This is a genomic window from Arthrobacter sp. P1_A5, from assembly GCF_056406825.1.
The window spans coordinates 1-14,419 of record NZ_JBFTZL010000089.1 but is presented as its reverse complement, the minus strand read 5'-3'; the positions used below and the strand labels follow the sequence as shown (position 1 = coordinate 14,419).

15 protein-coding genes are annotated in these 14,419 nt (G+C 66.7%); 5 read left to right on the top strand and 10 right to left on the bottom strand.

Going from position 1 to position 14,419, the window contains the following annotated elements:
• Positions 1-100: 100 nt before the first annotated feature.
• Both AC1D1S_RS12965 and AC1D1S_RS12960 read right to left on the bottom strand, forming a co-directional pair.
• A complete protein-coding gene (locus tag AC1D1S_RS12965) occupies positions 101-958 on the bottom strand; it encodes an SDR family oxidoreductase (RefSeq protein WP_243177840.1) in 858 nt (285 codons plus the stop codon).
• Between the two features lie 117 nt (positions 959-1,075).
• Complete coding sequence (locus AC1D1S_RS12960; RefSeq protein ID WP_243177841.1) at positions 1,076-1,873, bottom strand: dioxygenase family protein; 798 nt, start codon at positions 1,871-1,873, stop codon at positions 1,076-1,078.
• A 431-nt stretch (positions 1,874-2,304) separates the two neighbouring features.
• Between AC1D1S_RS12960 and AC1D1S_RS12955 the strand changes: the two genes are divergently transcribed.
• Entirely contained in the window at positions 2,305-2,643 is a 339-nt protein-coding gene (locus AC1D1S_RS12955) for a YnfA family protein (protein WP_476994650.1), read from the top strand.
• A 33-nt stretch (positions 2,644-2,676) separates the two neighbouring features.
• A complete protein-coding gene (locus AC1D1S_RS12950; RefSeq protein ID WP_476994649.1) occupies positions 2,677-3,081 on the top strand; it encodes a type II toxin-antitoxin system VapC family toxin in 405 nt (134 codons plus the stop codon).
• Between the two features lie 15 nt (positions 3,082-3,096).
• Here AC1D1S_RS12950 and AC1D1S_RS12945 read toward each other — a convergent pair whose 3' ends face one another.
• Entirely contained in the window at positions 3,097-4,512 is a 1,416-nt protein-coding gene (locus AC1D1S_RS12945) for an aminotransferase-like domain-containing protein (RefSeq protein ID WP_476994648.1), read from the bottom strand.
• Between AC1D1S_RS12945 and AC1D1S_RS12940 the strand changes: the two genes are divergently transcribed.
• Together AC1D1S_RS12940 and AC1D1S_RS12935 are read left to right on the top strand one after the other, a co-directional pair.
• Complete coding sequence (locus tag AC1D1S_RS12940; RefSeq protein ID WP_476994647.1) at positions 4,511-5,527, top strand: DMT family transporter; 1,017 nt, start codon at positions 4,511-4,513, stop codon at positions 5,525-5,527. The genes AC1D1S_RS12945 and AC1D1S_RS12940 overlap by 2 nt on opposite strands.
• 68 nt (positions 5,528-5,595) lie before the next feature.
• The gene (locus AC1D1S_RS12935; protein ID WP_243177846.1) at positions 5,596-6,282 is read left to right on the top strand and encodes an FMN-binding negative transcriptional regulator; all 687 of its coding nucleotides are present in this window, start codon (positions 5,596-5,598) and stop codon (positions 6,280-6,282) included.
• Positions 6,283-6,414: 132 nt separating this feature from the next.
• Here the strand turns inward: AC1D1S_RS12935 and AC1D1S_RS12930 are convergent, their stop codons facing one another.
• The 6 genes from AC1D1S_RS12930 to AC1D1S_RS12905 form a co-directional block, all read right to left on the bottom strand.
• A complete protein-coding gene (locus AC1D1S_RS12930) occupies positions 6,415-6,699 on the bottom strand; it encodes a hypothetical protein (RefSeq protein ID WP_243177847.1) in 285 nt (94 codons plus the stop codon).
• Between the two features lie 142 nt (positions 6,700-6,841).
• On the bottom strand, positions 6,842-7,564 hold the full coding sequence (locus tag AC1D1S_RS12925; protein WP_476994646.1) for an SDR family NAD(P)-dependent oxidoreductase: 723 nt from the start codon (positions 7,562-7,564) through the stop codon (positions 6,842-6,844).
• 20 nt (positions 7,565-7,584) lie between these two features.
• Positions 7,585-8,352, bottom strand: a complete 768-nt coding sequence (locus AC1D1S_RS12920; protein WP_243177849.1) for an SDR family NAD(P)-dependent oxidoreductase — start codon at positions 8,350-8,352, stop codon at positions 7,585-7,587.
• Entirely contained in the window at positions 8,342-9,730 is a 1,389-nt protein-coding gene (locus AC1D1S_RS12915; RefSeq protein ID WP_243177850.1) for an MFS transporter, read from the bottom strand. Before AC1D1S_RS12915 ends, AC1D1S_RS12920 begins: the two co-directional genes overlap by 11 nt.
• Positions 9,730-10,617, bottom strand: coding sequence for a polysaccharide deacetylase family protein (locus tag AC1D1S_RS12910; protein WP_476994645.1), 888 nt, complete (start codon positions 10,615-10,617; stop codon positions 9,730-9,732). The genes AC1D1S_RS12915 and AC1D1S_RS12910 overlap by 1 nt, the downstream gene beginning before the upstream one ends.
• Before the next feature lie 102 nt (positions 10,618-10,719).
• Positions 10,720-11,739 carry an asparaginase gene (locus tag AC1D1S_RS12905; RefSeq protein WP_476994644.1) on the bottom strand — a complete coding sequence of 340 codons (1,020 nt, stop codon included), beginning with the start codon at positions 11,737-11,739 and terminating at the stop codon, positions 10,720-10,722.
• A gap of 287 nt (positions 11,740-12,026) precedes the next feature.
• On the opposite strand from AC1D1S_RS12905, the gene AC1D1S_RS12900 reads away from it, so the two are divergent.
• Entirely contained in the window at positions 12,027-13,067 is a 1,041-nt protein-coding gene (locus AC1D1S_RS12900; RefSeq protein ID WP_476945056.1) for a LacI family DNA-binding transcriptional regulator, read from the top strand.
• A 213-nt stretch (positions 13,068-13,280) separates the two neighbouring features.
• On the opposite strand, the gene AC1D1S_RS12895 is transcribed toward AC1D1S_RS12900, so the two are convergent.
• Positions 13,281-14,419 (bottom strand): PucR family transcriptional regulator (locus AC1D1S_RS12895; protein WP_476994643.1); only part of this gene is annotated, 1,139 nt, incomplete at its 5' end.

Below are 14,419 nucleotides of genomic sequence, written 5' to 3'. Positions count from 1 at the left end.
CCCGCAGGGTGTCTATGCCCTGCGGGCGCAGCGGGAATCCACGCCTTCATTATGCCCACTCCCGGCCTCCCGGTCTCGCTGCCTCCTTGGGCAGTGCGGATTAGCTCGCGGCCGCCGACGTCAGAGCCTGCAACAGCGGCGTCGTCGGCCGACCGATCAGCCGGGACAGCTCGCCAGTGACGGTGGCCAGCAGGCCCGCCTCGGTGTCCGCGTCCAGGGCGGCGAGGAATCCCGCGGTGCCCGTGTCGAGGCCGGCCGCGGTCAGGACCTCAACCAGTTCCGGGGCGGAGACGGGCTGGTAGACAACTTCCCGGCCCGTGATCCGGGTGATCGCCGTCGCCAGTTCCTTGAAGTCCCAGGCGTAGTCGCCGGAGAGTTCGTACGTGCGGCCCTCGTGCCCGGTGGAGCTGAGCACCGCCGCGGCCGCCGCGGCGTAGTCAGCCCGCGTCGCGCTGGCCACCCGGCCGTCACCGGCAGCGGCCACGACGGCGCCCGTCTGCTTGGCCGTTGCCACGGTCTGGGCGTAGTTTTCGGTGTACCAGCCGTTGCGCAGGATGGTGTTGTCGAGTCCCGACGCGCGGATGAGCTCCTCTGTTGCCTTGTGCTCGGGCGCCAGGATCAGTTCGGTGGTGTCCGCGGCCAGGACGGATGTGTAGGCGATGAACCCGACGCCGGCGGCCCTGGCCGCGTCGATGACGTTGCCGTGCTGCGCCACCCGGGACCCCACCTCGCTTCCGGAGACCAGCAGGAGCCTGTCAACTCCCGTGAGCGCGGCCTCGAGAGCCGCGGGATCGGAGTAGTCCGCGACGCGCACCTGGACGCCACGTGCACCCAGCTCCGCGGCTTTCGCGGCGTCGCGCACGATGGCCACCAGCGAATCCGGTTCCTGGCTGGTGAGCAGTTCATCGAGGACCAGTCTGCCCAGCTGTCCTGTCGCACCCGTTACTGCAATCGTCATGTTGCACTCCTCATCGGTGGTCAAGCCACGTCACGTTCTGGTTCGCCGGCGATCCGGCGCTGGCGGGCATAACCGGACCCTGGTCCGGTTCATTCCCCGTGTTACGTTGTGCGACTGCTACGTCAGGGTCCACGACCGCTTGGACAACCCGAACCAGAACCCGTCGATTGCTGTCCTGGCGTGGATGTCTCCCGAGCCGTACGCAGCCCCGAGGGCAACATAGAGCGGAGCCCAGTGCTCGCTGCGGGGGTGCGCTTCCCGGGCGGCGGGCGCCTTGTTCAGGAAGTCGAGGATGGAGTCGACATCGCCGCGGGCCATGGCCTCCTCGGCCCAGTGGTCGAATTCGCTGGAGGCCGCGGGAGGGGCGGAGTCCGGTCCCCCGGCGGGATTGAACCAGCGCAGGTTGTGCGTCGTGAATCCCGATCCGACAATCAGCGTGCCCCGCTCCCGCAAGGGCCCCAGCGACATGCCGAGGTCGAACAACCCCTGCGGATCAAGCGTCGGCATGGACATCTGCACGACCGGCACGTCGGCGTCGGGGTACATCTCCTTCAGCGGAACGTAGGCGCCATGGTCCAGCCCGCGGCTTTCATCGCGCTCCACGTGGTGGCCGTGGCCGGCGACGAGCTTCTCGACTTCGGCAGCCAACTCGGGTGCCTGCGGGGCGTCATAGGCCACCTCGTAGTACTTCTGCGGGAAGCCGCCGAAGTCGTAGACCAGGCCCGGATCCCGCCCGGTTGCACTGAGCGTCACGGGGGCGTTTTCCCAGTGGGCGGAGACCATGAGGATGTCCCGGGGCTTGCCGAAGGTGCCGGACCAGTCGTGGAGTTCGCGGGTCCACGTGGAGTCGTCGGCCAGCGGCGGTGCGCCATGGCTGAGGAAGAGAACCGGCGGGCGGTCAGTGGTCTGAGTCATGGGATCATCCTAATCCATTTTGATTGAAGCTTCAAGCTTCCAGCTAGAACGAGGGCACACTGAACCCAAGACCCGCTGAAGCTCAGCACTTCGGCAACGGCTTCGAACCCGTCCGGGAAGCGCAGCGGCACGACGACGCGGCTGCGCACGGCGGCCGAAGGTGCTGCGGCCTTCGGCGTTGCAGTGGTTTCCGGCGCWAGGGTCATCTCGGGTCCTCAGGCATGGGGCAACAGGTGCTGACGTCGGCGGGGGCGGAGCCGTCAAGCCAGTCGGCTTCGAACGGCACAACCTATCCTGCCAAGTTTACTTGAACCTTAAAGTTATAGGCCCGGGTGGCCGGTGATGCAAGCGATGACCCCGCATGACGGCCGGGCGGGCGCGTCGGCGCGCACCGGCCCGGATAGGCAACCAGCCGGTGCCATCATGAGGGCGTGACTATCCCGAAAACCATCCTGTTGTTCGTCCTCGCCGCCATTGCCGAAATAGGTGGGGCCTGGCTCGTCTGGCAGTCCGTCCGCGAGGGCCGGGCCTGGTGGTGGGCCGGGCTGGGTGTCGTGGCGCTGGGCATCTACGGCTTTGCCGCGACATTGCAGCCGGACGCACACTTCGGGCGTATCCTCGCCGCGTACGGCGGCGTATTCGTGGCCGGTTCACTGGCCTGGGGCATGATCTTCGACGGCTTCCGGCCCGACCGGTGGGACGTCCTGGGTTCGGTGATCTGCCTGTTCGGGGTCGCCGTCATCATGTTCGCGCCCCGCGAGGCGGGATGACCGCCGCTGTACCCAGGAAAGGATCCAGTAACCATGACCCGATTCGTGATTGGCCCGGACGTTGCCCTTCATCTTGCCCTCGAAAGGCCGGCGGTTTCAGACGATCACCAGCTGCTGGCACCGACGCTCCTCCGCTCGCAGGTGCTCTCACTCCTGTACCAGTCAGTCCGGCGCGGCGACGTGACGCGGACCGATGCCAATCGTCAGCTCGACTACATCCGGGGCCTTCCCATCCGGCTCCTCGGCGACCGCGTCCTGCAACGCACCGCGTGGGGCCTCGCCGAGGAACTTGGCTGGGATGACACCTTTGACGCCGAATACGTGGCCCTGGCCCGGCTTCAGGCAGACGCCTTTGTGACGCTCAACGCCGGGCTCGCCCGCTCCGCGCAGGGCCTCGTGACGCTCGCGGCACCTGAGGCGCTGCTCACGCCGGCGTAGCGCGGCGGCGGCCGACTACCGCCCGGCGGTGCGTTCGAGCACCTGGCCGAGGATCCGCGCGCCTTCCCGGAAAGCGCCCGGATTGGGTCCGGCGAAGTTCAGCCGGATGAACGGTCCGGCCGGTTCGGCCGGGAACCACTCGGTACCGGCCGCGATGATGACCCCCGCGGCCTCGCAGTCCCCGACGAACTGGTCGACGTCGGTCCCGTCGGGAAGGCGGGCCCAGAGGTTGAGCCCGCCCGTGGGCACGTGCTCCACGTGGGCCAGCGGGGCCAGTTCCCGCAGGCTGCTGAGCATGAGATCACGGCGGGACTGGAGCTGCAGCCGCAGTCCGCGCAGGTGCGTCTGCCATCCCGGCTGCGTTACGACGTCGAGGGCAGCCGCCTGGAGAACGCCGCTGACATACATGGACTCGGCGCCCCGGTCGGCCAGGATGCGATCACGTGCCGGGCCGCGCGCGATCACCGCGGCAATGCGTATGGCCGGGGACACGCTCTTGGTCAGCGAACGGAGRTAAACGACATGGCCGGAATCGTCGAGGCTGGCAACGGGCACGGAATCCGTGGTGATGCCGAAGTCATGGGCCCAGTCATCCTCCACCAGGAAAGCACCGTGTTCGCGCACCAAGTCGAGCACCTGCTCGCGCAGGCGGGCGGGCCATTGCGCCCCGGTGGGATTCGCATAGTTCGGCTGCGCGTAGAACAGCCGCGCGCCGGTCTCGTCAAAGGCGCGGGCCAGGTCCTCGGGGTCCGGGCCTTCGGGACCGCTGGGTACCGGAACAACCCGGACACCGGACTGCGCCGCGGCCTGGAGCGCCCCCCAGTATGTCGGGGATTCCACCAGCAGCGGCTGCCCGCTGCCGACCAGCGCCCGGAACACGGAACTGAGCCCGCCCTGGCTCCCCGGGAGTACGATCACGTCGCGCGGCGTTGGCGGGGCGACGCCGGCCCCGGTAGCCCCCCGGAGCTCGTGCGCGAACCAGGATTGCAGGTCGGGCAGGCCCGCGGCAGGCGGACGTGACAGGGCAGCCTCACCCCGGGCAGCCCGGGTCAGAGCTGCCCTGACCAGCCGCTCGGGCAGCAGTTCCCGGTCCGGATAGCCTGAATGGAAAGCGATGACGTCGTTTGAGGCGCTGCGCATCGCAGTGGAGACGGGGCGGAGCGGCGCCCGGGGCGATCCCAGCGCCGTCGTCTGCCAGCCGTAGTCCGCCGGCCGCGCTGTTCGAACGGCCCGCACGAACGTCCCGACGCCGGGGCGGCTGTCGATCAGGCCCTGCGCGGAGAGGGTCCGCAGGACCTTTTGCACGGTCACGGGGCTGGCCTGGTACTCGGCGACCAGGGAACGCGTGGAAGGCAGCCGGGCGCCCGGCGCGGCGGCCGCAATCCATTCCCGGAGCCGCGCCGCCATCCGCGTGGTGCTATCGTAAGACATGAAAGGCAATAGTAGCGCTACTCAGGAGATCAAACAACCGTTATCGTCCCGGCCGGCAGCCGGACTGTGGTGGGGGTTCGTCGGCGTCGCCGCATTTTCCTTCACACTGCCGTTCACCCGGGTGGCGGTTGCGGGGTTGTCTCCGTTGTTCATCGGATCGGGCCGGGCTGTTGTTGCGACCGTTCTCGCCGCGTTCGCCCTCACTTTGACCCGGCAGCGCCTGCCCCGGGGCGCCCAGTGGGCGCGTATTGCGGTGGTCGCCGGCGGCGTGGTGGTCGGATTCCCGCTGCTGACCTCCTTCGCCCTCACCTCGGTTCCCGCCAGCCACGGCGCGGTTGTTATTGCGCTACTCCCCGCGGCGACCGCAACGATGGCGGTGATCCGCGGCCACGAACGGCCGCCCAGGTCTTTCTGGATGATCACCGGCGCGGGCGCAGTGGCGGCGATTGGTTTCGCCTCTGCGCAGTCCGGCGGCATCGGGCAACTGCAATTGGCCGACCTGCTGCTGTTCGGCGCCGTCCTCTCGGCGGCAATCGGCTACGCCGAAGGCGGCCTGCTGGCCCGCGAACTCGGCTCGTGGCAGACCGTCTCCTGGGCCCTCGTTCTGTCCTCGCCGCTCATGGCCGGCATCGCGGCCTTTTCTATGGCCAGCGAGCCTCCCTCCGCTACTCCCGTGCAGTGGGCGGCCTTCGCATACCTGGGCGTCGTGAGCATGTTTTTCGGCTTCTTCGCCTGGTACCGCGGCCTGGCCATCGGACCCATGGCGCAGGTCAGCCAGATCCAACTCGTCCAGCCGGTCTTGAGCATCTGCTGGGCCGGGCTCATACTGGGCGAAGACTTGACCTGGGCGACCATCATCGGCGGCACGGCGGTCATCCTCTGCGCCGGCCTGGCCGTCCGCTCCCGGCCACGTGCGGCCAGGGCGGCGGGAAGCAATGCGGGCGTGCTGGACAGCCCCCAGGACAGCCCGGGGAACAACGCGAAGGACACCGTGACAGTGAAACAATCCGGCTGATCTGATCACACGCCCCGCCCCCGAAGCCGCCCAGCCCAGACCCGATCCGCAATCCGAATGGAAGTTCCGTGTACATCCCCGCACATTTCGCCGCCGGCCCCGATGCAGTCCGGCATCTGCTCACGCGACCGTCCGCGGCCAACCTGGTCACCGCAACCGCGAAGGGCATGCTTGCCACGCTGCTGCCCTTCGTCTTCGACCCCTCGGCCGGTGAGCACGGTGCCCTGCACGCGCATCTGGCCCGCAACAACCCCCAATGGTCTGAACCCGCCCTAGGCGAATCGCTCGCCATTATCCAGGGCGCGGACGCCTACATCTCACCGCGGTGGTATGCGTCCAAGGCGGAGCACGGACGCGTGGTTCCCACTTGGAACTACTCCACGGCCCACGTGTACGGCACCCTGGTCATCCACGACGATCCCGCCTGGCTCGCCAGCCATGTGAGGCGGCTGAGCAACCACAACGAGGCCGGCTCCGAGCAGCCCTGGACTGTCGAGGATGCCCCGGAGCGCTACATTGCCGGCCAGTTGCGCGCGATCGTCGGCGTCGAGCTTCTCATCACGAGGATCGAGGCGAAGCACAAACTCAGCCAGAACCGGCCCGGCGCCGATGTTGACGGTGTGGTGGCCGGGCTGCGGGCCCGCGGTGACCTGGAAAGCGCGGCGGACGTCGAGAACGCGCGACAGGGCCGCGAGCAGATTCGCTGCCCGCACTCCGACTCCCCGGCCGCGCCCCCGGCTACGCCTGCATCCTGATGGCTGAAGGCTGACCCCGGCACCTGGGCCCGGCCCGKCCGTTTGGCTAGGTTTTCGCGACGAATTCGGGCCGGGCGCCGCGGAAAAGGTCAGGCGCTACGGGGATCTCCGTAGCGCCTGACCTGTGGCGTGTCACGTGTCCGTTTCCGTAGCGGAATCCTGTGCCATCTCGTGGCCGAGGTTCATCACCCGGCGCGCCAACTCCCCCGGGTCCGGTTCCCCGGCCCCCAGCGCCCCCGTGCCCAGTTCACCGGCTCCCGGTTCACCCGCTCCCAGGTCCCCGGCGGCACGCAGGTCCTGCCGCTGCAGCCCCGGCCTGCCCAGCAGGACAGCCGACCACAGCGCCTGCACGGTTGATACGGCCACCGTGGCTCCCGTCGGCCCCGAGACCAGCCAGCCGCCGCTGGTCGCGGCCACTTTCGGGGCTCCTGGCCAGGATTGGCTGGCACCATTAATCGTTTGGGCGACAATCAGGTGCTGCCGCAGCGTTCTGATCGAACCCAGGACAGGATCGCTCACCACATTTCGTCCACAGGCACCGCACATATAGGTCTCCCTCCTAGGGCATGACGTCGCCGGAATTGGGTCCGAGTGTCTGCCCCACGTACAAGTTGCCGCCGGGATCGCTGGCCAAAAGCAGCGCCGTTGGCGCCACCTCGTCCGCCAGCCCGAAGCGCAGCAGCGGCAGCCCGGCACGCTTCGCCGCTTTCCATTCCTCCGAGATGCCGTCAACCAAGGGCGTCTCGATGGGGCCCGGGGCAATGTTGTTGACCAGCACGTTGTCGGCGGCCGTTTCCAGGGCCAGGGCCTTGGTCAGCCCCACGACTCCGGCTTTGGCGGCGCTGTAGTGGCTGAGCCCGGTGCCGCCCTTGATAGCCAGCTGGGAGGCGATGTTGATAATCCGGCCCCACTTCTGCTGCCGCATCTCCCCCACCACCTCCCGGCAGCAGAGGAAGACACCGGTCAGGTCCACGGCAATCGTCTCGTTCCACATGGCAAGCGTCATGTCTTCCAACGGCGATTCCGTCAGCAGGCCGGCGCTGTTCACGAGAATGTCGATGCTTCCGAGCTGGGAGCGTGCGGCGGCAAAGGCCGCCTTCACGCTCGCCTCGTMTGAGACGTCGACGCCGATGCTTCCCGCCGCGCCCGACCGGTCCAGGACGGCGACTCTGTCGCCGTTGGCGGTGAAGGCCTCGGCGATGGCCTTGCCGATGCCGCTGGCTCCGCCGGTGACCACAACGGCGCGGCCCTCCGTTTTCCGGGAGGCGTCAGGGTTGTTCATTCTTGTCCTTCCGAGGCTTTTCAGGCACGCATCTTGATGGTGAGGCCGCCGTCAACAATCAGGGACTGGCCCGTGACGTAGACAGCGTCATCGGAGGTCAGGAAGCCGATCACGCTGGCAACCTCCTGGGGACGTCCGACCCGGCCCCAGGGGATTTCCAAACCGGCGCGCTGCAGGCCCTCGGGCCCGAGGGAATTCACCGGATCCAGGGACTGGGGAGTTTCGATCAGTCCGGGGATAACGGCGTTGGCGCGGATGCCGCGCGGCCCCAACTCGGCGGCCACACTGCGGATCAGGCCGAGCACGCCGGCCTTGGCGGCTGCGTAGTGGGCATGTTCCTCCCAGCCGTAGACGCCGCCGGCAATGGAGGATACGGCAACCATCGCTCCGCCGTTGGTCATCTTCGCGGACCCGGCGCGCAAGGTCCGCAACACGCCGGTGAGGTCGACGTCGAGCATGTCGTGCCAGCGCTGATCGGTCATCTCCTCCAGCGGTGAGTTGCGCAGGATTCCGGCGTTGGCCACGGCGTAGTCCAGGCGGCCGTACTCGTCGACGGCGCGTTCGGCGAAGGCATCGACAGACGGGGTACTGCGGACGTCCACTTCGTGGATGACCCCCTGGCCGCCGGCGTCCTTCACCATCCGAAGGGTTTCCTCCGGGTCGTGCGGGTCGCCGGGAAAGGTTCCGATGACAGAATGCACGCCGCGGTGGGCGTAGTGGACCGCGAGGGCCCGTCCTATGCCGCTGGCCGCTCCGGTGATCGCGGCCACCCTGTTCTCAGGCGTCATGGGGGTGGTCCTCGAGCAGGGCTTCGACCGGCGGCTTCGCGGCGATCATCAGCAGGCCGGAGAAAAGGGTTCCGGCCGCGCCGACCCACAAGGCTGCAGCACCGGTTCCTACGCTGGCGGCCGCTAGCGTGAACAGGAAACCACCGAGAATCGTGCCGGGCTGGCTCATTGCGCCGATAAAGGCTGTGCCGGTGGCACGGCAGCTGACGGGGTAGCACTCCGCCATGAAGTACTGGATCGCGGCGTACGGTCCGACCAGGAAGAACAGTCCGGCGCCGTAGGTGACGATGATCATGAAGGGGTCCGTGGCAAGGGGGCTGAGCATGATGGCGAAGGAGATGCCGGAGATAATCCAGCCTCCGATGATGGTCCGCTTGCGGCCGATCTTGTCACCGAGCCACCCATGGAAGACATAGCCGAAGTACGCCAGCCCGTTGATGACGATCAGCATCCAGAAGGCGTCAGAAAGTTCCACACCCTTGGCGTTCTTCAGAACAGAACTGCCGAGAATGCTGAAAATAAGGATGCCGAAGAAGTTGAAGATCCAGGCCAGCGACAGGACGATCGTATTCCGGCGCAGGTGCGGCTCCCAGATGCGCTTGAGCGGGGCTGCGGAGGAGTGCTCGACGCCGAAGGCGTGGGCCAGGGAATGGGCTTCCTCGGTCTTGCCGCTCTTCTCGAGTTGGGTCAGTTTGTGGTGCAGTTCGAACTGCGGCGTCTCCTTCAGTTTCTTGGCGATGACCCACACGATGATCGCGGCCGGAACGGTCGCCATCAGGTATAGGGCACGCCAGCCGAGGGACGGGAGGAAGACGAGGGCGAGGGCGCTGGCAAGCAGGAAGCCCAGYGGCCAGCCACCCTGGATGAAGGAGTAGTGGAAGCCGGGGCGCTTGCGCTTATCCGCGACTTCGGTGACCTGGTAGACCTCGTTCATGTAGGTGGCGTTGACGGCCTGCTCCGAGAACCCGAGCCCGCCGAAGGAACGGACCAGCACCAGCAGGCCGTTGCTGAGGAACGGGATCCCGGTCGGAATCAGGGCCGTCAGGCCCGAGACAATGGCGGTCCCGCCGATCGTGGTCATCATGCCCTTGCGGCGGCCGAGCCGGTCAATGACCGGGCCGATTCCGAAGCAGACGATCGCGGTGCCGACGGCGATCCAGGTGTTGATTGCGTACGCTTCGGTGGCGGTCCAGCCGAACTCCTGCTGCATGGCCGGCAGGAGGGTGCCGAAAAGTCCGAAGTCGAATACGGCGACCGTCCAGGCACAGAGCGCCAAGACGGTGGCGACGGTTGTGTGGTGCTTGGAGAAAACCGGGAAGCGGCGTTTTTCGTCCGGTCCGGGTTGTGTCAGATCGACGGCGGGCTGCTGGATGGTCATTACTGGTTTTCCTTTCGGGGGCTGCGTGCGAGGAAGGAGTCCGCTATCTGGTCGAACTTCAGCCAGCTGACGCCTTCGTGGGAATTGATGTGTTCGATGAGGCGCTCAAGCACGAGCAGCACTTGGGGGCGGCCCGAGACATCCGGATGGATGGTCATGGTGAAGACGGCCTGATCCATTTCCCGGTACACCCAGTCGAACTGGTCGCGCCACATTTGTTCGATGTCCCGGGGACTGACGAATCCGTGGGAGTTCGGGGCCGCTTTGATGAACATCATGGGAGGCAGGTCGTCCAGGTACCAGTTGGCCGGGATCTCGACGAGGTCGGTTTCCGTGCCCCTGACCAGCGGCTCCATCCAGGTTTCGGCAGCCTTGGTGTAGTCGATCTTCTTCCAGCTGTCGCCGACCCGGACGTAGTAGGGCTCGAAGTCCTTGTGCATCAGGGAGTGGTCGTATTTGATCCCGCGTTCGAGCAGGATCTCGTTGGTGACCGGGGAAAATTCCCACCAGGGAGCAACGTAGCCCGTGGGCCGTCGGCCGGAGACTTTCTCGATGAGTTCGATTGACCGGTCCAGGATGGCCGTCTCCTGCTCGCGGGTCATGGCGATGGGGTTTTCATGCGAGTACCCGTGCACGCCGATTTCGTGCCCGGCGTCGACGATCATCCGCGTCAGGTCCGGGAAGGTCTCGATCGAGTGGCCCGGCACGAACCAGGTGGCGGGCAGGCTGTACTTCTCGAAAAGCCGGATGAGGCGCGGGCCGCCGACCTCGCCGCTGAACAAGCCGCGGGAGATATCGCAGGGCGAGTCCTCGCCCCCGTAGGAGCCGAGCATTCCGGCAACTGCGTCCACGTCCACGCCGAACGCGACTTGGATGTCCTTAGTCATGAGATCAACCTTTCACTGCGCTTTTGTTGAGGTTTGGCTTCTTGTTGAGGTTTGTCTTTGGGCTGTGGTTTGTTGGTGAGGCCTGGCTTTGGGCGGGATGAACTAGTCTGGGAGCGTGCCCCGCAGGGCGAAGGTCTCCGCGATCCCGGCTGCGGGAGTGCCGAGCCTGAGCAGAAGGCTCAGCAGGACCAGCGACTGGGATGGCCTGAGCAGCCCGGCGGGGATGGCCCCGGCAGCGCGCAGATCCTCGCCGCCGCCGTCGCCGTATCGAGGCACTACGGCACCGGCTTCCACGCGGGTGCTCGTCACCACCACGACGCCGGCCGCGGTGGCGTCGGCGACTTCCTGGCACAGCACGCGGTTTGCGTTGCCCGTTCCCGTCCCTTGGAGCACGATCCCTGCGGCCCCGGCCTGCCGAGCGGCCCGCAGGAGGGTGGCGTCAGCTCCGGGGTGGGCAGCAACGAGGTCCACGCGCGGCGAACCGGCGTCCGCGCCCGGCAGGGGCAACGGGGAAGATCCGGGCCGTACCGCCTGGATTTCGACCTCGCCAGAGTCGGACACCGATCCCACGATTCCGAAGTCCGGGTTGGCGAAGGCGTCGAGGCTGGTCGTGTGGCGCTTGCGGACGCCGGCCGCAGGGAAGATAGTCCCGGCAAACGCCAGCAGCACACCGGTTCCCCGCGCCCGCGGAGAACCGGCGACGGCGACCGCGCGGGAGAGATTGCCAGGACCGTCAGGGGAGTCGGCGTCGGCAGCCTGCTGCGCTCCGGTGAATACCACCGGGCGGGGATCATCGTGGGTGAGGTCAACGAGATAGGCCGTTTCCTCCATCGTGTCCGTCCCGTGGGTGACCACGACGCCCAGAACCTGCGGATCGGCCAATACTTCCCGGATCGTGGCGCAGATGGCGATCATGTCGTCGACTGTCAGCAGGTACGAGCCTTTCCGGAAAACGTCGATCACGCGGACCGGATGGGCCGCTGGCACTCCCATGCTGGCAAACACCTGCTCCCCCGTGTCGGATGCCACCGCGGCTCCGCCGGCCTCGGACGCGCGCGAAGAAATCGTTCCTCCCGTGGCCAGCAGGACCACGTGGGGGCCAACTGAATCTGCGACGGTCATGTCCACTCCGTTTGTTCTGCAACTGTTTCCGAGTGCTTACCCAATCGATTGGGTTGTTGGCTAAAAGTTATCCCTGCCATGTTTCCTGCAGATGCTCCCGGAAGTTTCAGGGGGGTAAATACTTCGCCGCCGGCTCCCGGGATTCCGTCTACCCAATCGATTGGGTACGCCGTTTGATTGACTATAGAATGTGAGGTGCGACACGTCAAGAGTGCCTGGACCAAAGATCCGGGCATTATCAGGCACCCTTGGTGATGACGACCTTTTGAACTGAGGCAGGGGACTGAATGGAAGAGAGCACGGCCGGTGGCCGCACCATCACGCTGAAGGATCTCGCGAGCGAGCTCGGCATCCACCCCTCGACCGTATCCAGGATCCTGCACTCGGGCTCCGAGGTGGCGCGCGGGGCAGCCTCCGTAGCTACCGCCGAACGCGTGCGTGAGCTCGCTCGGAAGCGCGGCTACTCCCCCGACCCGCAGGCCGCCGGCCTGCGGACGCGGCGCACGCATCTCATGGGCGTGATAGTTCCCCGGCTTTCGGACCTCGTTCTGGCGATTATGTACGAGGGGATCGACGAAGCCGCGGCGGAGCTCGGCTATTCCACGTTTGTCATGAACTCGCGCGATGAGCCCGAGGAGCAGCGCCGCAAAACGGAGTCCATGCTGGCCCGACGCGTGGACGGGCTGATCATCGGCGATGCACACTTGGACAGCGGCCTGTTGCGGGAGCTCGCCTCCCGGAAAGTGCCGTTCGTGCTCATGAACCGGCACGTCCCGGGCTTCCCGTCGGCTACCTGCGACGACGTCCTTGGCGGCGAGCTTGTGGCCGACCACCTGTGGGGCATGGGGCACCGGGACGTCGCCGTGATCGCCGGCGAGCCCTATGCCAGCACGGCCGTCGACCGGACGGCCGGTTTCGTGGACCGCTGGCGTGCGCTGGGCGGGAAGATTCCCCCTGACGCCGTTGTGTGGTCCCGATTCGATACCGGCGGAGGACGGGAAGCGGCCGAGACCATCCTGGCTCACGGCAACTCCCACCCGACTGCACTGTTCGCCGTCAACGACTTCGCGGCCATCGGCGCCATGGGAGCCCTGCGTTCCCATGGCCTCGGCGTCGGCCGCGACGTGGCGGTGGTTGGCTTCAATGACACCTCGCTGGCCGCGGAACTGCCCATCCCGCTCTCTTCAGTCCGCTCGCCCATGCTGGATATCGGGCGGACTGCGGTACAGCTCCTTAAGGGCGTCCTGGACGGCCGGGAGGTCGAATCCATCAGACTGAAGCCGGTACTGTGCGTGCGGGAAAGCAGCGCCTTCAGGACCCCGGTGTGACACTGCAAGTGAATCCTCCAGTCAGTCGAATCAGCGGGTGGAAGCGGGAGGCCATACGGGCCCGCGCCGTCCGCCAATCAATAGCCCAACCGTGGGGCTCCAAACCCATGAGTTGAGGAGCCCATGAGTTGAGATTAGTGATCCGTCTCACAGTGTCACATTGGCATTACTCCCAAGATTGAGACTGCTTTTCGTGCAAGCTGCACATTCGCCTTAGCGGGCGGACGCAACAATCCCGAGAGCGAGCATGCACGTGGCGCGGACTTCGCCATCGGACAGATCCAGTTTCAGCAGCTCCTCGATTTTCCGCAGCCGGTAGCTGAGCGTATTCCGATGAATAAAGAGCTCGTCGCAGATCTTCGCGGAGTTCCCGCTGTGGCGCAGGTACGCGTCGAAGGTCTCCCGCAGCGAACTGCCGCCGTCGGAGGCCAAGGGAGCCAGCAGCCGCTGGCACATTGCCACCAGCCCCGGGCTGGGCAATCCCTGCACAATGCCGGCGAGATCGGCCGTTGGCGCCTGGTGCACGCCGGGCTGTCCCAGGTGACGGCGGGCAAGCTGAAGCGCGAGCGGCAGTTCACTGAGGCCCGCGGATTCCGAGACAATAACGGATAGTTCCGGGACGTCCGTAAAGAACGCCCGGGCGGCATCCAGCAGGTCGGCCTGCGCRTGCCCCTGCTGCAGCAAGAGAGTCGTGAGCCCTGCTTCTTCCATGAACCTCACCGTGCCGAACCCGGCCTGAAGTCCCACCCGGGCGCGCCATGCGATGGCGCGCAACTTTGCGGGGGCCACCTCTTCTGAGGTGCCGATGAGCACCGCACCCCAGTCCGTGTCAGGATCGAACCCGGATTCGAGGGCGTAGCGGCGCAGCGGCACGGACGGCTCGCCGCGGTCTTCATATAGGGCTTCCATAAAGCGTGCGGCTTCCCGGGAATGCAGGGGCGAATGGGAACCGAGGGTATAGCTAAGTTGCATAGCGATGACGGCGGCCACGGGGCCCAGGATGGGCTGCARCACAATGTTGCTCCCGATCCCCTCGATGGCAAGCCTGAACTGCTCGGATTCACCGCTGGGCAGGCGCAGCGCGGTCCGCGCGGTCCCTCCGTGAGCCGCGCCCGCCGAGACGAGTTCGAAGGCATTCTGGTCGATCACGGCCACCCTCGCATTAATGGCGTCCGCCACCCTCGCCAGCACCTCCGCCAAGGAATGTCCGTCGGCCGCCAACCGGGTGCATTGGTCCGCCAGTTCCCACCCCTTCCGCAACTCCTCATAGCGCTCGGCAGCGATGACCCGCTCCACGTGCCGCATGACCAGCACAAAGGGCACCTGCGGCGCGAGCTCCAACAATGGCAGGC